This window comes from Vibrio sp. 1978, assembly GCF_033344345.1.
On sequence record NZ_JAWPOP010000010.1, the window covers coordinates 57,890 to 74,306 of the forward strand.

Here is a 16,417-nt window from a genome sequence, read left to right on the forward strand (position 1 = left end):
CAAGAATAAGATTTACAGTGTGATCAAATATGGAACGTTGGCAAAACATACATAGTGTTGTCGTCGTAGGGCTCGGTATTACCGGGCTCTCTGTCGTTAAACACCTAAGAAAAAATCAGCCACAACTTGTGGTCAAAGTCATTGATACTCGTGTAAACCCTCCAGGTGCAGAGCGCTTGCCGGAAAGTGTTCAACTGCATAGTGGTGGTTGGAATACAGACTGGCTTTCTGACGCGGATCTTATCGTGACCAACCCTGGTATTGCGCTAGCGACACCAGAGATCCAAGCCGTATTAGCAAAAGGTACGGCAGTAGTAGGTGATATCGAGTTATTCGCTTGGGCGGTGCAGAAACCGGTGATTGCGATTACGGGCTCAAACGGTAAGAGCACAGTAACCGACCTCACAGGTGTGATGGCTAAGGCTGCAGGTTTGGATGTTGGCGTTGGTGGTAACATCGGTGTGCCTGCACTGGATTTGTTAGAACAAGACGCAGACCTATATGTACTCGAACTCTCGAGCTTCCAGTTAGAAACGACGTCAAGCTTAAAGCTCAAAGCCGCTGCGTTTCTGAATCTTTCTGAAGATCATATGGATCGTTATCAAGGCATGTCTGACTATCGACAAGCTAAGTTGCGTATTTTTAACCATGCTGCTCTTGCAGTCGTGAACCGTGATGATCAAGAAACCTTCCCAGACGCAGAGATGCCATTGGTGACATTTGGCAGCGACAATCAGGACTTTGGTCTCGAGGTGGATGGCAACCGTACTTGGCTGCTCGATCACGGTCAACGAGTTGTCGCAAGTGATGAGCTTAAGTTGGTTGGTAAGCACAACTTATCTAACGCTCTGGTTGCTTTAGCGCTATTAAAAGCTGCGGACGTAAACTATCACAAAGTATTGAATGCACTTAAAAATTACACGGGACTGACACACCGATGCCAGGTGGTTGCGGATAATCAAGGCGTCAAATGGGTGAATGACTCTAAAGCAACTAATATTGCCAGCACTATGGCTGCGCTATCTGGTTTGGAATCGACAGGCAAGCTCTACTTACTCGTTGGTGGTGTTGGCAAAGGTGCTGACTTCTCGCCATTAAAACCGATCTTCGCGACGCTTAACTTGCAACTGTGTTGCTTTGGCGCTGATGGCGATGAATTTATGCCACTGCATGAATCTGCAATACGTTTCGACACTATGGAAGATGTGATTCAACAAGTATCTTCGCAGTTAAAACCAGGTGATATGGTGATGCTGTCTCCTGCATGTGCTAGCTTTGATCAATTCGACAACTTTATGGCAAGAGGTGATGCTTTCGCTGCTCTTGCTCAGAAATATGCATAATTAAAGGTTACACACTTCGTGGGTTTAGGTAACGTTAAACGCAGTATTGGCAATTGGCTCAAGCATCCAGCCCCAGAGGCGATGTTTGATCGTCAGTTAGTGTGGATTGCACTGGGTTTGATGTTGACTGGTTTGGTCATGGTAACCTCTGCATCATTTCCAATCAGCTCTCGATTAACGGAACAGCCGTTCCACTTTATGTTTCGTCATGCGACGTTTCTCGTGCTGGCGTTAGGGACCTCCGCTGTTATTTTGCAAGTGCCTTTGCAAGAGTGGTTTAAGAAGAGCCATTACTTACTTTGGACTTCTTTCGCACTGTTGATCATCGTGCTCTTGGCGGGTAAGTCGGTTAATGGTGCGTCTCGTTGGATTCCCCTTGGGCTGTTTAACCTTCAGCCAGCGGAAGTCGCGAAGCTATCGCTGTTTATCTTCATGTCTGGTTACTTAGTTCGAAAGCAAGACGAAGTACGACAAACGTTCTTTGGTGGCTTTATGAAGCCTATCATGGTGTTTGCCTTCTTCGCAGTATTACTACTTGGTCAGCCAGACTTGGGGACGGTCGTCGTGATGCTGGTCACGCTGTTTGGCATGCTTTTTATCGCAGGTGCAAAACTAACCCAGTTTCTCGCCTTGATGGTGGCAGGTATCGGCGCTGTGGTAGGTTTGATTCTCGTCGAGCCATACCGTATGCGACGAGTAACCTCCTTCCTTGACCCGTGGGAAGACCCATTTGGCAGTGGCTATCAGTTGACTCAGTCTTTGATGGCGTTTGGTCGTGGTGAATGGTTCGGTCAAGGTCTCGGTAATTCAATTCAAAAACTGGAATATCTACCGGAAGCGCATACCGACTTTGTGTTTGCCGTACTTGCTGAAGAGCTTGGTTTCGTAGGCGTAGTGCTGGTCTTAATGCTGATTTTTAGCTTGGTGCTAAAAGCGGTTTACATCGGCAAGCGTGCATTTGAAGAAGGCGAAATGTTCGGAGGTTATCTGGCTTTCGGAATTGGTATTTGGTTTGCGTTTCAAACCTTGGTTAATGTTGGAGCTGCCGCCGGTATTGTTCCAACAAAAGGTTTAACACTTCCACTCATCAGTTATGGTGGTTCTAGTCTAATAATTATGTCCGTCGCAGTGTCCATATTACTGCGTATCGATTACGAATGCCGCTTGAAACGCGAGCAACAACAATCAGAACAACAAGCTAATGAAACAAAATAAACGTTTGATGGTGATGGCTGGTGGTACTGGCGGTCACGTATTCCCAGGTTTGGCGGTAGCAAAACAGCTTCAAGAGCAAGGTTGGGAGATCCGTTGGTTAGGTACGGCGGATCGAATGGAAGCGGATTTGGTGCCAAAACATGGCATTGAAATCGACTTTATCAAAGTGAAAGGGTTACGAGGTCAAGGCGTTAAACGTCTTCTTGCAGCACCATTTCAAATTATCAATGCCATTATGCAGGCTCGTGCTCACATGAAACGCTGGCAGCCAGACGCAGTGCTTGGTATGGGCGGTTATGTTAGCGGCCCGGGCGGTATTGCCGCTTGGATGAGTGGCATTCCTGTTGTTCTGCATGAACAAAATGCAGTAGCAGGTTTAACGAACCAATGGTTATCGAAAATCGCTAAGAAGGTTTTTCAGGCTTTCCCAGGCGCTTTTCCAAATGCCGAAGTGGTTGGGAACCCAGTTCGTGAAGACGTGACTCAATTAGCAGCGCCAACTGAGCGCATGCAAGAGCGCCAAGGTCCAATTCGCATTTTGGTGATGGGTGGCAGCCAAGGCGCACGTATTCTTAACCAAACTCTGCCAGAAGTGATGTCGAAATTGGGCGAAGATTACTGTATTCGTCATCAAGCGGGTAAAGGTGCCGCCGAAGAAGTGAATGCAGCATACCAAGCTAATGGTGTGGTAAATGCAGAAGTAATGGAATTCATTGATGACGTTGCAGAAGCTTACGCATGGGCTGACCTTTTAGTTTGTCGCTCTGGAGCGTTAACCGTATCTGAAGTCTCGGCGGCAGGTGTAGGCGCTATTTTTGTTCCATTCATGCACAAAGACCGCCAGCAAGCACTTAATGCAGACCACTTGGTGGATTGCGGCGCGGCGAAAATGATTGAACAACCAGATTTAACCGTTGAGTCTCTGACTCTGCAGATCCAACAATTGGATCGCCAAGCTTTACTTACAATGGCTGAGCAAGCGCGTGGCGCTGCAAAATTGAATGCTGACCGAGTTGTCGCACAAGCCATTGTCGCTTTGACCGAAAAGCGTTAACCGAATTATTGAGAATAGAATTGATGACAATCCAACATACACAAGACTTAGCTCAGATTCGCGCAATGGTGCCAGAGATGCGCCGCGTGAAATCCATCCACTTCATCGGTATTGGTGGTGCGGGCATGAGCGGCATTGCAGAAGTGCTGTTGAACGAAGGCTACCAAATCACAGGTTCTGATCTATCAGAGAACGCTGTGACAGAGCGTTTGGTATCAAAAGGTGCGACGGTATTTATTGGTCATCAAGCCAGTAATGTAGAAAAAGCCAGTGTGGTTGTTGTGTCAACGGCGATCAACGAAGAAAACCCAGAAGTGATGGCGGCACGTGAATTACGCATCCCTATTGTACGCCGCGCAGAGATGTTGGCTGAATTGATGCGATTCCGTCACGGTATTGCCGTTGCGGGTACACACGGTAAAACCACGACGACCGCTCTTGTTACTCAAATCTATTCTGAAGCCGGTCTTGATCCAACGTTTGTGAATGGCGGTTTGGTGAAAAGCGCAGGTACAAATGCGCGTCTAGGCTCGAGTCGTATTCTAATTGCAGAGGCAGATGAAAGTGACGCGTCATTCCTGCACTTGCAACCAATGGTGAGCATTGTTACCAATATCGAAGCCGATCATATGGATACCTATGGTGGTGACTTTGAAACCTTAAAGCAAACCTTCATCGATTTCCTTCATAATCTACCGTTTTACGGCCAAGCAATTGTTTGCATTGACGATCCTGTGGTTCGAGAGTTAATCCCACGTATTAGTCGTCAAGTGATAACTTACGGTTTTTCTGAAGATGCCGACGTACGTATTGAAGATTATCGTCAAGAGGGGCAGCAAGGCAAATTTACGGTAGTACGTAAAGGGCGAGCTAACTTAGATATCACGCTGAATATTCCAGGTCGTCACAATGCATTGAATGCGTCTGCTGCGATTGCGGTTGCTACTGAAGATGACATTGAAGACGATGCGATCCTAAAGGCAATGGCTGGTACGCAAGGTACGGGAAGACGTTTCGATCACCTTGGCGAGTTTGATACTGGCAACGGTCATGCAATGCTTGTTGATGATTACGGCCATCATCCAACAGAAGTGGATGTAACCATTAATGCAGCACGCAGTGGTTGGCAAGACAAGCGTTTGGTGATGATTTTCCAACCGCACCGTTATAGCCGTACTCGTGATTTATACGATGATTTCGCGAATGTGCTAGAGCAAGTTGATGTATTGATCATGCTGGATGTTTACGCTGCGGGTGAAAAGCCGATTGCAGGGGCTGATGGGCGCGCTTTATGTCGCACAATTCGCAGCCGAGGCAAGGTAGATCCGATTTTTGTTCCAGAAATCGAGCAATTACCTTCAGTTTTAGCTAACGTTATACAAGACGGCGACCTAATCTTAACGCAAGGTGCGGGTGATATTGGTAAAGTGGCGAAACAGCTGGCAAGTCTTAAATTGAATATAAACAAGATGCTTGGCTGACACATATTGTTGACGCGAAGGACAGATAAAGACTCAGATCTCGATTTTGCGTCAATATCATTGTGATTTATTGCTATCAGTGTTTGATAGTTTACAAGAGCTCAGTATAATCCCAAGGTTAAAGTCAAGACTTTTACCTCTGCGTAATTATATGGGTAAAAAGTACACGACAAAAGTCAGGAAACGAAGACGTTGTTGAATATTGCACTGAATGACGAGCGACCAAATACGGGTAACAACCCTGGTCGCCAAGAAAAAATCTTGGGTGCGTTATTTTTCGTTGTGGTTGTGACTTTAATTAGTTCTGTTTTGTACGCGGCGATCAGTTGGATGTGGGATGACCAAAGGTTACCTCTCTCCAAAATAGTACTTCAGGGGAAACTGGAGTATGTCCAAGCTGACGATGTGCAGGCTGCATTTAGTCGAATTGATCACATCGGTACATTTATGTCCCAGGATATTGATGTATTACAGCAAAGTGTCGAAGCTCTGCCATGGGTAGCGCATGCCGCAATCCGAAAGCAGTGGCCGGATACAGTAAAAGTTTTTTTGACGGAGCATCAACCAGAAGCCATTTGGAATGGCAACGAACTGTTAGATAAAAACGGGTTCGTTTTTGATGGAGATGTTGCTCTGTTGCAAGAAGAAAAAGTGAAGCTGTACGGACCCAAAGATAGCGGGCCGGAAGTCTTACAGACTTACCGTGATTTGAGTCCTAAGTTTCAGCAATTGGGTTTAGCGATATCGTCTCTGGTATTAAACGAGCGACGAGCTTGGCAAATCATCCTTGATAACGGTATTCGATTAGAGCTCGGTAAAGAGTCTCTTCTTGAGCGTATAGAGCGCTTTTTTAAGCTCTATAACAAGCTTGGCAGTGACACGCAAAGAATCAGTTATATCGATCTTAGGTACGATACAGGAGCCGCAGTTGGTTGGTTCCCTGAACAAGAGTTAGAAGAGAGTACAGATGACTAAGGCCGCTGATGACAACATTATTGTTGGTCTTGATATAGGCACTGCAACCGTATCGGCTCTAGTGGGTGAGGTTTTACCAGACGGTCAAATTAATATTATTGGCGCAGGTAGTAGCCCCTCACGCGGCATGGATAAAGGTGGCGTGAATGATTTGGAGTCGGTTGTAAAATCAGTACAACGTGCAATTGATCAAGCTGAATTAATGGCAGAGTGCCAGATCAGCCGAGTCTTCATTTCGTTGTCTGGTAAGCATATCGCAAGCCGAATTGAAAAAGGTATGGGCACGATTTCTGATGAAGAGGTGTCTCAAGAAGACATGGATCGCGCTATCCATACCGCAAAATCGATTAAAATCGGTGATGAACAGCGAATTCTTCATGTGATCCCGCAAGAGTTCACCATTGATTACCAAGAAGGAATCAAAAATCCGCTTGGTTTATCTGGGGTAAGAATGGAAGTGAGTGTCCACCTTATCTCATGCCATAATGACATGGCACGCAACATTATTAAGGCGGTAGAACGCTGCGGCCTTAAAGTAGAACAACTCGTATTTTCTGGGCTTGCTGCTAGTAATGCAGTAATCACCGAGGATGAAAGAGAGCTTGGAGTTTGTGTGGTTGATATTGGCGCCGGCACGATGGATGTGGCCATCTGGACTGGCGGTGCGTTACGTCACACAGAAGTATTTTCGTACGCAGGAAATGCTGTAACCAGTGATATTGCTTTTGCTTTTGGCACGCCAGTGAGCGATGCTGAAGAAATAAAAGTCAAATATGGCTGTGCTTTGAGTGAACTGGTCAGTAAGGATGACACGGTTAATGTACCAAGCGTAGGTGGACGACCATCACGTAGCCTGCAACGTCAAACGTTGTCAGAAGTGATTGAGCCACGCTACTCTGAGCTTATGGGACTGGTTAACCAAACTATCGACTCTGTACAAGCAAAATTGCGCGAAGAGGGTATCAAGCACCATCTGGCTGCGGGAGTTGTACTCACCGGCGGTGCTGCGCAAATGGACGGAGTGGTAGAATGTGCGGAACGCGTATTCCGCAATCAAGTAAGGGTCGGCAAACCGCTCGAAGTCAGCGGATTAACTGACTATGTAAAAGAGCCGTACCATTCTACGGCAGTTGGATTACTTCATTACGCAAGAGACATGCAGTCTAGCGACGATAGCGATTATAATGAACCTAAACGCTCATCTGTAACTGGCTTTTTCGATAAATTGCGTAACTGGATACAAAAAGAGTTTTAACCTGAGTTGCAGGATAAACGGAGACAACACATGTTTGAACCGATGATGGAAATGTCTGACGATGCAGTAATCAAGGTCGTTGGGGTTGGTGGCGGCGGTGGTAACGCCGTTGAACACATGGTGCGTGAATCCATCGAAGGTGTGGAATTCATCAGCGTCAACACTGATGCGCAAGCACTTCGTAAGACAAGCGTTGGCAATGTTATTCAGATCGGTGGTGATATCACTAAAGGTCTGGGTGCAGGTGCTAATCCACAGGTTGGCCGTGACGCAGCTCTCGAAGACAGAGATCGAATTAAAGATTCCCTGACTGGCGCCGATATGGTGTTTATCGCAGCTGGTATGGGTGGCGGTACCGGTACTGGTGCAGCGCCTGTTATTGCTGAAGTGGCTAAAGAGCTTGGCATTCTAACAGTAGCGGTAGTAACTAAACCGTTTAGTTTTGAAGGTAAAAAGCGTTTGGCATTTGCTGAGCAAGGTATCGATGAGCTATCTAAGCATGTTGACTCTTTGATCACGATTCCAAACGAAAAGCTACTTAAAGTACTTGGTCGTGGTGTAACACTACTAGAAGCTTTTGCAAGCGCTAACGATGTTCTTAAGAATGCCGTTCAAGGTATTGCTGAGCTAATTACTCGCCCTGGCATGATCAACGTCGACTTTGCGGACGTAAGAACTGTAATGTCTGAAATGGGTCACGCAATGATGGGTAGCGGCATCGCCAAAGGTGAAGACCGTGCTGAAGAAGCGGCTGAAATGGCAATTTCTAGCCCACTTCTGGAAGACATCGATCTAGCGGGCGCTCGTGGTGTTCTTGTCAATATTACTGCTGGTCTGGATATGCGTCTTGACGAGTTTGAGACGGTTGGTAATACAGTGAAGGCATTCGCTTCTGACAATGCGACTGTTGTTATCGGTACTTCTCTAGACCCTGATATGACTGACGAAATCCGCGTAACAGTTGTAGCGACAGGTATTGGTAATGAGAAAAAGCCAGATATCACGCTAGTTGCGGGTGGTAAAGCTAAAGTGGCACCGACGCCGCAAGCTCAACCACAGCAACAAGCAGCGGCAACGCAAGCTGAAGAAAAACCGGCACAGACTTTGCAGAATAATCAAGTGCAAGAGAAGCCACAGGTAACTCCTCAGCCGACAAACACCGCTCCTTCTTCTCCAGCTTCGTCGAGCCAAAGTTCTGCGGCTCCAAAGCAAGAAAAGGAAAGTGGTTATTTAGATATACCGGCATTTTTGCGTCGTCAGGCTGATTAATCTTTAACCCATAAATTTGACATGGCTCAAAATTATGGTAGCATTCATGGTCGACGTTACAGACGGCTGTGTTTTGTAGCAAATTTTTGAGAGGCAAGCAGATGATCAGACAACGTACTCTGAAAGAAATAGTGAAAACAACTGGTGTGGGTCTCCACTCTGGTCGTAAAGTCACACTTACTCTGCGCCCGGCTGCTGCAAATACAGGTATCATTTACCGTCGTACAGATGTAAATCCACCTGTAGATTTTCCAGCTGATCCAGCTTCGGTTCGTGACACCATGCTTTGTACTGCATTGGTAAACGATGAAGGTGTGCGTATTTCAACTGTTGAGCACTTGAATGCGGCACTTGCTGGTATGGGCATCGATAACATTATTGTCGAAGTAGACGCACCTGAAATTCCGATCATGGATGGTAGTGCAAGCCCATTTGTATACTTGCTACAACAAGCAGGTATCGAAACGCAAAATGCGCCAAAACGCTTCATCCGTATCAAAAAGCCAGTTCGTTTTGAAGATGGTGATAAATGGGCAGAATTTGTACCATTTAACGGCTTCCGTATGGACTTCGAAATTGAGTTTAATCACCCAGCGATTGAATCAGACGAGCAACGTTTGCTGTTTGATTTCTCGTCAAAAGGCTTTGTTCGTGAGATTTCTCGAGCACGTACGTTTGGCTTTATGCGTGATATCGAATATCTACAATCTCAAAACCTAGTTTTGGGTGGTAGTTTTGACAATGCTATCGTTTTGGATGATTACCGTATTCTTAATGAAGAAGGTCTACGCTTTGAAAATGAGTTTGTGACTCACAAAGTGTTGGATGCGATTGGTGACCTTTACATGTGTGGCCACCCAATCATTGGTGAATTCCGTGCCTTTAAATCTGGCCACGGTTTAAATAACCAACTGTTACGTGCTGTTCTTGCAGATCAGGAAGCGTGGGAGTGGACTACATTTGAAGAAGAAGTCGGCTCACCAGTAGCATTCGCAGAACCAAATATGGTGCTTGCGTAAATACTTGGCATTAGAATTAATAAAAAACCAGGCTTATGCCTGGTTTTTTGCTATTTGGCTTTAATCTTTGACTTATCAATAACATTCAAGCTTTCAGCATATTGAAATAACGTTCACTTACGATCTTCCTTTTCTGCCATATCGGCTAATCGTTTTAAACGCTCTTGAATTTTAGGTGGCGCCATGTCGGCAATCGTCATTAATGACTTTGCTGCAGATTCTGTTAGTGGTGGACGCTTAGGTCTGTCGTCTTGTTGAAAGCGGTTTCTATATAGTGAAGGATTGATCCTCACTTCAACGCTCATCAGCTTGGCAAAGCCTTGAGTACGAAGTTTATTTAGGATCATGAGGCGATCGTAATCGATCTTCATTTTGATTGCGGCACTAGAGACATCGATCAATAGATGGCCGTTACGAACATTCGCTACTCGGCAATGAGCGGCCGTCCCCATGGGTAAGACCTCTTGCAAAGCTTGGTTAAGCTGTAAGATTTCTCCAGCATGTTCTTGAATCTGCTTGAACTGTGACTCAGCAATAACATCTTCAGTCGAGGTTGGACGGTGATCACGCATAGGTAAAATCTAATTTTGTTGAGATATAGCTATTCTAGAGCAGCTTTCTATCAAGGTATAGTTTACATTAACGTCTTTAGCTTCAGTTTTACAATGTAGCAAGGTAAAAAGCAAAGTTTGCTCTGGATGGATTACACATATTGCGGTATGCAATATCGGCTAATCAGTCACCACTTTAAGTAAAAACTTCAGAGTGCTTCAAACAAATACGTCTATTTATGGTTGTATCGATTAAAAATCCTTACACTAAGCCACATTGTTTCAAAACTTAGCCTTGAAATATGGATGTTTGAACTCAATATCTTTGATAAATGATTTATCTCAGTATTCTTAGTTCCAAACTGGCAGAGACTGAAGGCATTATGAGTAGATCGGGAACGGTCTGAATAAAGAGAGATTCACGAAAAATGATAACTAAGCTACTGACAAAAGTGATTGGCAGTCGCAACGACCGAACACTGCGCCGCCTTAGAAAAATTGTAAAAGAAATTAATAACTATGAGCCAACATTCGAGGCTCTAAGTGATGAAGAGTTAAAAGCAAAGACGGTTGAATTCCGTGAGCGCCTAGAGAAAGGTGAAACTCTTGATAAACTACTTCCAGAAGCTTTTGCTACGGTTCGTGAAGCATCTAAGCGTGTCTACGGTATGCGCCACTTCGACGTCCAGCTTATCGGTGGTATGGTTCTGAATGCGGGTCAAATCGCTGAAATGCGTACGGGTGAAGGTAAAACGCTGACGGCAACGCTTCCTGCTTACCTAAATGCCCTGGCTGGTAAAGGCGTTCACATTGTAACAGTGAACGATTATCTAGCTAAACGTGATGCAGAGACAAACCGCCCTCTATTTGAATTTTTAGGTATGACTGTTGGCGTAAACGTGCCAAACATGCCTCCTCAAGAGAAAAAAGAAGCGTACCAAGCTGACATCTTGTACGGAACGAACAATGAATTTGGTTTTGACTACCTTCGTGACAATATGGCTTTCCGTAGCGAAGATCGCGTACAACGTGAACGCTTCTTTGCAGTTGTCGATGAGGTGGACTCAATCCTAATTGATGAAGCTCGTACCCCTTTAATCATTTCTGGTCCTGCTGAAGATAGCTCTGAGCTATACACCCGAATCAACCTTTTGATCCCGCATCTTAAAAAGCAAGACAAAGAAGACTCTGAAGAATATCGTGGTGATGGTCACTACACTGTTGATGAGAAATCAAAGCAAGTATACCTCACAGAAACGGGCCAAGAGTACGTTGAAGAACTGTTGGTGAAAAATGGTCTTATGGAAGAGGGTGACACACTTTACTCTCCGACTAACATCAGCATGTTACATCACGTGAATGCCGCTTTGCGTGCTCATGTGTTGTTTGAGCGCAACGTTGATTACATCGTTACTGACGAAGGTGAAGTAGTAATTGTTGATGAACATACTGGTCGTACAATGCCAGGTCGTCGTTGGTCTGAAGGTCTTCACCAAGCAGTAGAAGCGAAAGAAGGCGTTAAGATTCAAAACGAAAACCAAACTTTGGCTTCGATTACCTTCCAGAACTACTTCCGCTTATACGAAAAACTGTCTGGTATGACAGGTACTGCGGATACTGAAGCGTTTGAGTTCCAATCTATTTATGGCTTGGAAACGGTGGTTATCCCAACCAACAAACCAATGATTCGTAACGATATGCCGGATGTGGTGTACCGTACCGAAGCTGAGAAGTTTGCTGCAATCATTGAAGATATCAAAGAGCGCGTTGCGAAAGGTCAGCCAACATTGGTTGGTACCGTATCGATTGAAAAATCAGAACTACTCTCCAACGCCTTGAAGAAAGCGAAGATCAAACACAACGTATTGAATGCGAAATTCCATGAGAAGGAAGCGGAAATTGTTGCTGAAGCGGGTATGCCGGGTGCGGTAACTATCGCGACCAACATGGCCGGTCGTGGTACGGATATTGTGCTTGGCGGTAGTTGGCAATCAAAAGTGGAAGCTTTGGAGAACCCAACTCAAGAACAAATCGATGCGATTAAAGCAGAGTGGAAAGTGGTACATGATCAAGTACTAGATGCTGGTGGTCTACACATCATTGGTACTGAGCGCCACGAATCTCGCCGTATTGATAACCAGCTACGTGGTCGTTCTGGTCGTCAAGGTGATGCGGGTTCATCGCGCTTCTACCTATCTATGGAAGACTCTTTGTTACGTATTTTCACTTCTGATCGTATGGCGAGCCTTATTCAAAGTGGTATGGAAGAAGGTGAAGCTATTGAATCGAAAATGCTTTCTCGCTCAATTGAAAAAGCACAGCGCAAAGTGGAAGGCCGTAACTTTGATATCCGTAAGCAGCTACTAGAATACGATGATGTGGCGAACGATCAGCGTAAGGTTGTCTACGAGCTGCGCGACGAATTGATGAACGTTGAAGACATCAGCGGTATGATCGAGCAAAACCGTGAAGATGTGCTAACAGCGGTTATTGATGAGTACATCCCGCCACAATCACTAGAAGATATGTGGGACGTTGAAGGTCTGCAAGAGCGCTTGAAAGCAGACTTCGATCTTGATGCGCCAGTGAAGCAATGGCTTGAAGAAGACGATAAGCTTTACGAAGAGGCGCTACGCGAGAAGATCATCAATCTAGCCGTTGAAGTGTACAAAGAGAAAGAGGAAGTGGTGGGTGCGCAAGTACTTCGTAACTTCGAGAAATCGGTTATGCTTCAAACGTTGGATACGCTTTGGAAAGAGCACTTGGCAGCAATGGATCACTTGCGTCAGGGTATTCACTTACGCGGCTATGCGCAGAAGAACCCGAAACAGGAATACAAGCGTGAATCGTTTGAACTGTTTGAAGGTCTACTAGAAGCGCTGAAAACCGATGTGATTACTGTTCTATCTCGCGTTCGAGTTCAGCAACAAGAAGAAGTTGAACGTATGGAAGAGCAACGTCGTGCGCAAGCTGAAGAGGCCGCTCGTCGTGCTCAAGCGCAACACGCAGCAGCACAAAATCCTCTTTCTGAAGGTGAAGAATCTGAAGAAGGTTCAAGTCAGCCAATGGTACGTGATGAACGTAAAGTAGGTCGCAATGAGCCTTGCCCTTGTGGTAGTGGTAAGAAGTATAAACAGTGTCACGGCAAAATCGACTAACGTATTAGTCAGATAATTTTTTAAAGAGTCGCCTAGGCGGCTCTTTTTTTAAGCAAATTCTGTGGCTGTCGAATTTCATAAGTTTTGATAGCATCGGATAGTTTTAGAGATGCAAAGACCGTTGAAGTGTAACGGCTTGAGAGTTAGGAACCCCTATGAAAAGAATTCACATAGTCGCGGCTATTATTTTTAACCAAGACAAATCAAAAATTTTTATTACAAAGCGTCCAGACGACAAGCATAAAGGCGGGTTTTGGGAGTTTCCCGGCGGGAAAGTCGAGTCAGGAGAAAGTATTGAACATGCTCTAGCAAGAGAACTTGAAGAAGAAGTAGGAATTGAAGTTACTGAGCAAGCCCTTTTCGAGCATTTGGAATATGACTATCCAGACAAATCACTTAAGTTTGATTTTATTACGGTATCTAAGTTCAGTAATGAGCCTTACGGCCGAGAAGGTCAAGAAGGTCGCTGGGTTGAGATAAGAGAATTGGGTAACTATGCCTTTCCTGAAGCGAACGTGCCTATCTTGGAGCGTGTCGTAAAAGAGTTTGCTTAAGCCTGATGAACTTGCTTGTGGTAACCACGGTATGTTGTTAGTTTAAACAGATTAAGCGAAACGAGAGAACGAGAGCAAACCTCGTTATCCAGAGAAGGAGAGAAAGCGCAATGGTTCGTATTGCAATCGCAGGAGCAGCAGGCCGAATGGGCCGTAATTTGGTTAAAGCTTCACACCTTAATCCAGAGGCGACAGTGAGCGCGGGATCAGAACGACCTGAGTCCTCACTTGTCGGTGTCGATATCGGTGAACTTTGTGGTGAAGGCAAATTCGATGTGTTCTTAACGGATGATCTTGCTAAAGACGTCGATAATTTTGATGTAATCATCGATTTTACTGCCCCAGTAAGTACGTTGGCGAATCTTGAACTGTGTAAGAAGCATGGAAAGAGTATTGTGATTGGGACGACTGGTTTCAGTGATGCAGAGCGTGAGCTGATTGACGAAGCCGCTAAGCAAGTGCCTGTTGTCATGGCTCCTAACTACTCTGTTGGTGTGAACCTAGTATTTAAGCTTCTTGAGAAAGCAGCCAAAGTGATGGGCGACTACTGTGATGTTGAGATTGTCGAAGCACATCATCGTCATAAAGTTGATGCTCCTTCTGGTACTGCTATCGGGATGGGCGAAGCCATTGCTGGTGCGATGGGCAACAAGCTGAATGATGTAGCTGTCTATGCGAGAGAAGGTATCACAGGTGAACGTACTAAAGATGAGATCGGCTTTGCTACAATTCGCGCTGGCGATATTGTCGGTGAGCACACAGCCATGTTTGCTGATATCGGGGAACGAGTGGAGATAACGCACAAAGCGACCGATCGTATGACGTTTGCTAATGGCGCCGTCAAGGCCGCTGTTTGGTTGAGTGCCAAACCAGCGGGCTTTTATACCATGACAGATGTTTTGGGATTGAATGATCTCTAAATACATAATTATTCGCCGGCGGTAGCCGGCTTTTTTATATCTATAGAATTGTTTGTAAATGAAATGATTCTAACAGAAAGTATTTTGGTGCTTACTTTTGTTGTTGTTTTGGTTGTTTTGTGGGTGTTTTGGGTTTTGATGTCTAAAAACTAATGTCTTTTTTGTTGAGTGAACGTTTGCGTGAAAAACTCATACTTTTTTGTGATCTCTAAAAAGTTTAAATTTGTAAAATTCATTAAACCTCTATGCCTCTCTATGTAATAGCATGTAAAAGTTATCTTTTTGGGCCTTACTGATTCAAAATGACCTTACTCGCTAGAAATTAATCATTTATTTTTGATTGTAGGTTGACAGGTTTCGACTCCAACTTTAGAATACCGCCAATTTGTCTGAAATACCTATTTATGTAGATTTTATAGGTAAAGGAAGGCATGTTTGCAGTTTGATTTATTTTTTTTGCATTTTTATTCTGGAGGTTGTCTTGGGTAAATTAGCACTGTTGGTCCTAGAAGATGGGACAGTGTTCCGCGGAGTGTCCATAGGGGCAGATGGTCTTTCCGTTGGTGAAGTCGTTTTTAATACCTCGATGACGGGGTATCAAGAAATCCTCACTGATCCTTCCTATTCTCAGCAAATCGTCACTCTCACTTATCCTCACATTGGCAATACCGGAACCACTTCCGAAGATGAAGAATCCTCTTCCATTCATGCACAAGGCCTTGTGATTCGCGATCTTCCTCTAATCGCTTCTAACTTCCGTAACGAACAATCCCTCTCTGATTATCTTAAGTCTCAAAATATCGTTGGCATCGCTGATATCGATACTCGTAAGCTCACTCGTATCCTGCGTGAAAAAGGTGCTCAAAACGGCTGTATTGTTGCGGGCAATAACCTAGACGAAGCTTTGGCACTAGCGAAAGCAAAAGAATTCCCAGGCTTAAAAGGAATGGACCTTGCGAAAGAAGTTACAACAAAAGAAGCGTATCAATGGAAGCAAGGTTCGTGGACGCTTGAAGGTGGACTTCCAGAGGCGAAAGATGACAGCGAGCTGCCATACCACGTTGTCGCTTACGACTTCGGCGCAAAACGCAACATCTTACGAATGTTGGTTGACCGCGGCTGCCGCTTAACGGTTGTACCTGCAGAAACGTCAGCGGAAGAAGTTCTGGCACTAAATCCAGATGGCGTATTCTTATCGAACGGCCCTGGTGACCCAGAACCATGTACTTACGCGATTGAAGCAACCAAAGTGTTCCTAGAAAAAGGCCTGCCAATTTTTGGTATTTGTCTAGGTCACCAAATTCTGGCGCTAGCATCAGGTGCGCAAACGGTGAAAATGAAGTTTGGTCACCACGGTGCAAACCACCCAGTAAAAGATTTAGAGCGTAACGTTGTGATGATCACTTCGCAAAACCACGGCTTTGCGGCAGATGAAGCAACATTACCGGAAAACTTACGTGCTACTCACGTATCGCTATTTGATGGCTCTTTGCAAGGTATCCACCGCACAGACAAGCCAGCATTTAGCTTCCAAGGTCACCCAGAAGCGAGCCCTGGTCCACATGACGCGGCACCTCTATTTGACCACTTTATCGAACTAATCAAAAAACACAGCGCTTAATT

At 45.1% G+C, this 16,417-nt stretch carries 13 protein-coding genes; 12 read left to right on the plus strand and 1 reads right to left on the minus strand.

Features of this window, described 5'->3' with window-relative positions:
* Positions 1 to 29 precede the first annotated feature (29 nt).
* From murD to lpxC, 8 genes are all read left to right on the plus strand, one after another.
* On the plus strand, positions 30 to 1,343 hold the full coding sequence (gene murD / locus R8N49_RS11840) for a UDP-N-acetylmuramoyl-L-alanine--D-glutamate ligase (RefSeq protein WP_318189986.1): 1,314 nt from the start codon (positions 30 to 32) through the stop codon (positions 1,341 to 1,343).
* A gap of 18 nt (positions 1,344 to 1,361) precedes the next feature.
* On the plus strand, positions 1,362 to 2,558 hold the full coding sequence (gene ftsW / locus R8N49_RS11845; RefSeq protein ID WP_206959301.1) for a cell division protein FtsW: 1,197 nt from the start codon (positions 1,362 to 1,364) through the stop codon (positions 2,556 to 2,558).
* Positions 2,545 to 3,612 (plus strand): undecaprenyldiphospho-muramoylpentapeptide beta-N-acetylglucosaminyltransferase, encoded by a 1,068-nt coding sequence (gene murG / locus R8N49_RS11850; RefSeq protein WP_031781122.1) that lies wholly within the window; start codon positions 2,545 to 2,547, stop codon positions 3,610 to 3,612. Before ftsW ends, murG begins: the two co-directional genes overlap by 14 nt.
* A gap of 23 nt (positions 3,613 to 3,635) precedes the next feature.
* Positions 3,636 to 5,093, plus strand: coding sequence for a UDP-N-acetylmuramate--L-alanine ligase (gene murC / locus R8N49_RS11855; RefSeq protein ID WP_161441153.1), 1,458 nt, complete (start codon positions 3,636 to 3,638; stop codon positions 5,091 to 5,093).
* Between the two features lie 192 nt (positions 5,094 to 5,285).
* Complete coding sequence (locus R8N49_RS11860; protein ID WP_025768409.1) at positions 5,286 to 6,068, plus strand: cell division protein FtsQ/DivIB; 783 nt, start codon at positions 5,286 to 5,288, stop codon at positions 6,066 to 6,068.
* Positions 6,061 to 7,323, plus strand: coding sequence for a cell division protein FtsA (gene ftsA, locus R8N49_RS11865; protein ID WP_005372946.1), 1,263 nt, complete (start codon positions 6,061 to 6,063; stop codon positions 7,321 to 7,323). The genes R8N49_RS11860 and ftsA overlap by 8 nt, the downstream gene beginning before the upstream one ends.
* Positions 7,324 to 7,353: 30 nt before the next feature.
* The gene (gene ftsZ / locus R8N49_RS11870) at positions 7,354 to 8,592 is read left to right on the plus strand and encodes a cell division protein FtsZ (RefSeq protein WP_017633617.1); all 1,239 of its coding nucleotides are present in this window, start codon (positions 7,354 to 7,356) and stop codon (positions 8,590 to 8,592) included.
* A 101-nt stretch (positions 8,593 to 8,693) separates the two neighbouring features.
* On the plus strand, positions 8,694 to 9,611 hold the full coding sequence (gene lpxC / locus R8N49_RS11875) for a UDP-3-O-acyl-N-acetylglucosamine deacetylase (protein WP_025768410.1): 918 nt from the start codon (positions 8,694 to 8,696) through the stop codon (positions 9,609 to 9,611).
* A 113-nt stretch (positions 9,612 to 9,724) separates the two neighbouring features.
* Here the strand turns inward: lpxC and R8N49_RS11880 are convergent, their stop codons facing one another.
* Positions 9,725 to 10,183, minus strand: a complete 459-nt coding sequence (locus R8N49_RS11880) for a DUF721 domain-containing protein (protein ID WP_262681347.1) — start codon at positions 10,181 to 10,183, stop codon at positions 9,725 to 9,727.
* Between the two features lie 407 nt (positions 10,184 to 10,590).
* Here R8N49_RS11880 and secA point away from each other — a divergent pair, with 407 nt between their 5' ends.
* From secA to carA, 4 genes are all read left to right on the plus strand, one after another.
* The gene (secA, locus tag R8N49_RS11885; RefSeq protein ID WP_005387389.1) at positions 10,591 to 13,320 is read left to right on the plus strand and encodes a preprotein translocase subunit SecA; all 2,730 of its coding nucleotides are present in this window, start codon (positions 10,591 to 10,593) and stop codon (positions 13,318 to 13,320) included.
* A gap of 155 nt (positions 13,321 to 13,475) precedes the next feature.
* Positions 13,476 to 13,874, plus strand: coding sequence for an 8-oxo-dGTP diphosphatase MutT (gene mutT / locus R8N49_RS11890; RefSeq protein ID WP_005387387.1), 399 nt, complete (start codon positions 13,476 to 13,478; stop codon positions 13,872 to 13,874).
* A gap of 110 nt (positions 13,875 to 13,984) precedes the next feature.
* Positions 13,985 to 14,794 carry a 4-hydroxy-tetrahydrodipicolinate reductase gene (gene dapB, locus R8N49_RS11895; RefSeq protein WP_065274178.1) on the plus strand — a complete coding sequence of 270 codons (810 nt, stop codon included), beginning with the start codon at positions 13,985 to 13,987 and terminating at the stop codon, positions 14,792 to 14,794.
* A gap of 481 nt (positions 14,795 to 15,275) precedes the next feature.
* Positions 15,276 to 16,415, plus strand: a complete 1,140-nt coding sequence (carA, locus tag R8N49_RS11900) for a glutamine-hydrolyzing carbamoyl-phosphate synthase small subunit (RefSeq protein WP_017821483.1) — start codon at positions 15,276 to 15,278, stop codon at positions 16,413 to 16,415.
* The last annotated feature ends 2 nt before the right edge of the window (positions 16,416 to 16,417 follow it).